The 2938-nt window shown below is 69.3% G+C and carries 2 protein-coding genes and 1 pseudogene; all 3 read right to left on the bottom strand.

All coding sequences use genetic code 11. The features are described 5' to 3' along the window. Positions 1-48: 48 nt before the first annotated feature. Positions 49-489: pseudogene (locus ABZ281_RS44490) on the bottom strand (hypothetical protein); the annotation flags it as partial. Next, complete coding sequence (locus tag ABZ281_RS44495; protein ID WP_356663986.1) at positions 452-1852, bottom strand: sugar ABC transporter substrate-binding protein; 1401 nt, start codon at positions 1850-1852, stop codon at positions 452-454. The gene ABZ281_RS44495 and the pseudogene ABZ281_RS44490, both read right to left, overlap by 38 nt. Before the next feature lie 380 nt (positions 1853-2232). Beyond that, on the bottom strand, positions 2233-2938 hold a 706-nt coding region (locus ABZ281_RS44500), incomplete at its 5' end, for a substrate-binding domain-containing protein (protein WP_356663988.1).

Here is a 2938-nt window from a genome sequence, read left to right on the forward strand (position 1 = left end):
CCTCTCGCTGAACGTAACTACCTCCTCTCCGTACTGGATTCCTCACCACAGCGCGGCGACCACGCTCGGGACGGCGTACGGGACGAAGATGCCGAGCCGGATCACTCGTGCCAGGTACAGCAGGCCGCTGTCCAGTGCGAGGGCGAAGACCAGGGCCAGCAGCAGCATGATCGGCACCTGGATCGCGAAGAACAGGGCGACTCGGCCCACCCCGTGGAGAAGAAGGGGGTCCGTGAGGGCGGTGGTGTAGTTGTCCAGCCCGACGAAGACCGTGCCGCCGACGAGTCGCTCCTGGAAGAAGCTGAGGTAGGCGGCGTAGCCGAGCGGGGCGAGGAAGAGCAGGACGAACAGCACGAGGAAGGGAGCGACGAACAGGGGGCCTGCCCCCCGCCGGCGTGCGAACCCGGCCCGGCATGCCCGTCTCACCGGGGGCGCGGTGGTGACGGTCACCTCATGCCCCCTTGACCGTGAAGCCCTGGGTCTTGGCATACGTGGTGATCCGCTGTTGCCAGTCGCCGAGCGCCGCGACGGTGTCCGACTTGGCGGCGAGGGACTTGCCGACGGTCTCGGTCCAGTCCGTCGCCACCTGGTCCAGGAAGGGCGGCCACTGGAAGGACGTGGAGACGGACGCGCTGACGTCGGCGAAGACCTGGTTGACCTGCTGGCCGCCGTAGAACGCGGGATCGTCGCCGGTGAACCTCGAGTCCCCGAGCAGCGCCTTGGTCGCGGGGAAGAAGAACTGCTGGGTGGCGAACATCTTGGCGCTCGCCGGGTCGCTGTTGAGGAACTGGGCGAACCGCGCGGCCGCTATCGCGTTCTCGGTGGACTTGACGACGGCGGTCGTGGAGCCGCCCCAGTTGCCCGAGACCGGCTTGGAGGCGTCCCACTGCGGAAGCGGCGCGGCCCGCCACTTGCCCGCGGTGGACTTGGCCGAGCCGGACAGGAACGCCGGGCCCCAGGCCGCGGTGAGCCAGGTGGCGTACTTGCCCTTGTTGAAACCGGCGTACCACCCGTCGGTGAAGTCCGGGTCGGTACTGATGACGCCTTCCGCGGCGAGCCCGCCCCAGTAACCGGCGAGCTTCTTCGACAGGGCGTCGTCGACGCTGATCGACAGGTCGCTCTTGCTCTTGACCCCGTACGGCTTGGCGCCCGCCTGCCACATCAGCCCGTGCCAGGCGGCGGCTTCGTTCGCCGCGAGGTTGGTCAGGTAGACGTCCGGGTCGGCTCTGTGCAACTTCCGGGCCGCCTCCGCGAACTCGTCCCAGGTTTTGGGCACTTGGATGCCGTGCTTGTCGAAGATGTCCTTGCGGTACAGCATGCCCATCGGCCCGGTGTCCTGGGGGATCGCCCAGACCTGGCCGTCGGGGCCGCTGACCTGCGCCCAGGTCCAGTCGACGAACCTGTCCTTCAGCTCGGTGGCGCCGTACGGGCCGAGGTCCAGCAGGTTGTCCGTGATCGTGAAGGTCGGGACCGCCTGGTACTCGAGTTGCACCAGGTCCGGAGCCCCGCTGCCGGCCTTCAGCGCCGTACGCAGCTTCGTGTAATGGGCCACGCCCTGACCGGCGTTGACGACCTTGACCTTGATGGCCGGATACTTCTTCTCGAAGAGCGCGACCTCCTGCTGGATGTTCGGGACCCAGGTCCAGAACGTCAGCTGAGTCGGCGTCTTCATCGCCTTGTCGATGTCGGCCTGGCTGACCGGCTCGGCGGAGGCGGAGGAGCCACCGGAGCCGCTGCCACCGCAAGAGGTGAGCGCGGCCCCGAGTGACACGGCTCCGGTCGCGGCGAGGAAGCCACGGCGGGTCAGGGAGGCCGGGGAGGCCGAGGAGGAGCTGATGAGGAATCTGGACATGGTGAACTCCGGGAGAAGGGCGTGGAGGCCGGCGATCCCGACGGCGGCTGCTGTGCGCTACGCAGGCGGAGACGCCTGTGCGATGTGACCGGGCCGGGCTGATGAGAGGCAAGCGGGTACTGCCGCGGCTTCGGGCCGCTTACGTCACGTTCCGCCGGTGGAAGCGCCTCGTGCCTGTGAGGGCGGGAGACGCCGAGAGCGGAAAGGCGCCTGGGCGTGATCGGCTCCGCGGGGGGAGCGCCCAGGCGTGGCGCTGCCGAGCACGGGGCACGAAGCCCGTGCATCGCTCGTGTGCTCAGGAGCGGGCGTCACAACCAGGGGTACGGGGTTGACGTTCTGTGGGTGGGCGGACCTCTCCTCGTGTCGGGCCGGGTGCGGAATCAGCGGGAGGTGCGCCGGTGGTCCGGGGCCGGCGAGGGCGGAGGGGGTGCGGTCGAAGCGCGGACGACGAGCTCGATCGGGGGGTTGTCCACCGGAATCTGTTCGGCGCCCGGGTTCTCGATGGCGTGCACGAGACTCCGGAGACCGTCTCGGGCCGTGGCGTCGAAAGGCTGTCGCACTGTGGTCAGGGGAGGGGACACGTAGGCGGCGACCGGGATGTCGTCGAGACCGACGACACTGATGTCCTCCGGCACGCGGCGACCGGCTTCCAGCAGCGCCCGGATCAGACCGATGGCCATGTCGTCGTTGGCGGCGAAGACGGCGGTCACACTGTCGTCGGCAGCCAGCCGCCGGCCGGCCTTGTAGCCGGAGGCGGCGGACCAGTCACCCGAGATGACGGGCGGTTCGCGTCGTCCGTGCGCGGCCAGGGTCCTTCGCCATCCCGCGAGACGGTCCCTGGCGGCGTACCACCGCAAGGGGCCGGCAAGGTGATGGACGGTGGTGTGACCCAGATCGAGAAGGTGCTCGGTGACCCCCCGTGCCAATTGGTCGGAGACGATCCCCGCCGTCAGCACCCGGGGGGCGGCGAACGAGGGAGGCGCGCCGAGAACCAGCACCGGGACGTCGACGGACGGGGAGAGTTCCGCGTCACCCTCCTGCTCGATCGGCTCGGAGATGACGATGCCGTCCACGCCCTGATCGAGG

The organism is Streptomyces sp. NPDC006265 (assembly GCF_040613555.1).
In the GTDB taxonomy this organism is placed as follows: Bacteria; Actinomycetota; Actinomycetes; order Streptomycetales; family Streptomycetaceae; genus Streptomyces.

What these genes read in the sequence shown, in the direction of transcription:
- ABZ281_RS44495 (WP_356663986.1), bottom strand. Translation starts at nt 1,852, where the DNA reads ATGTCCAGATTCCTCATCAGCTCCTCCTCGGCCTCCCCGGCCTCCCTG.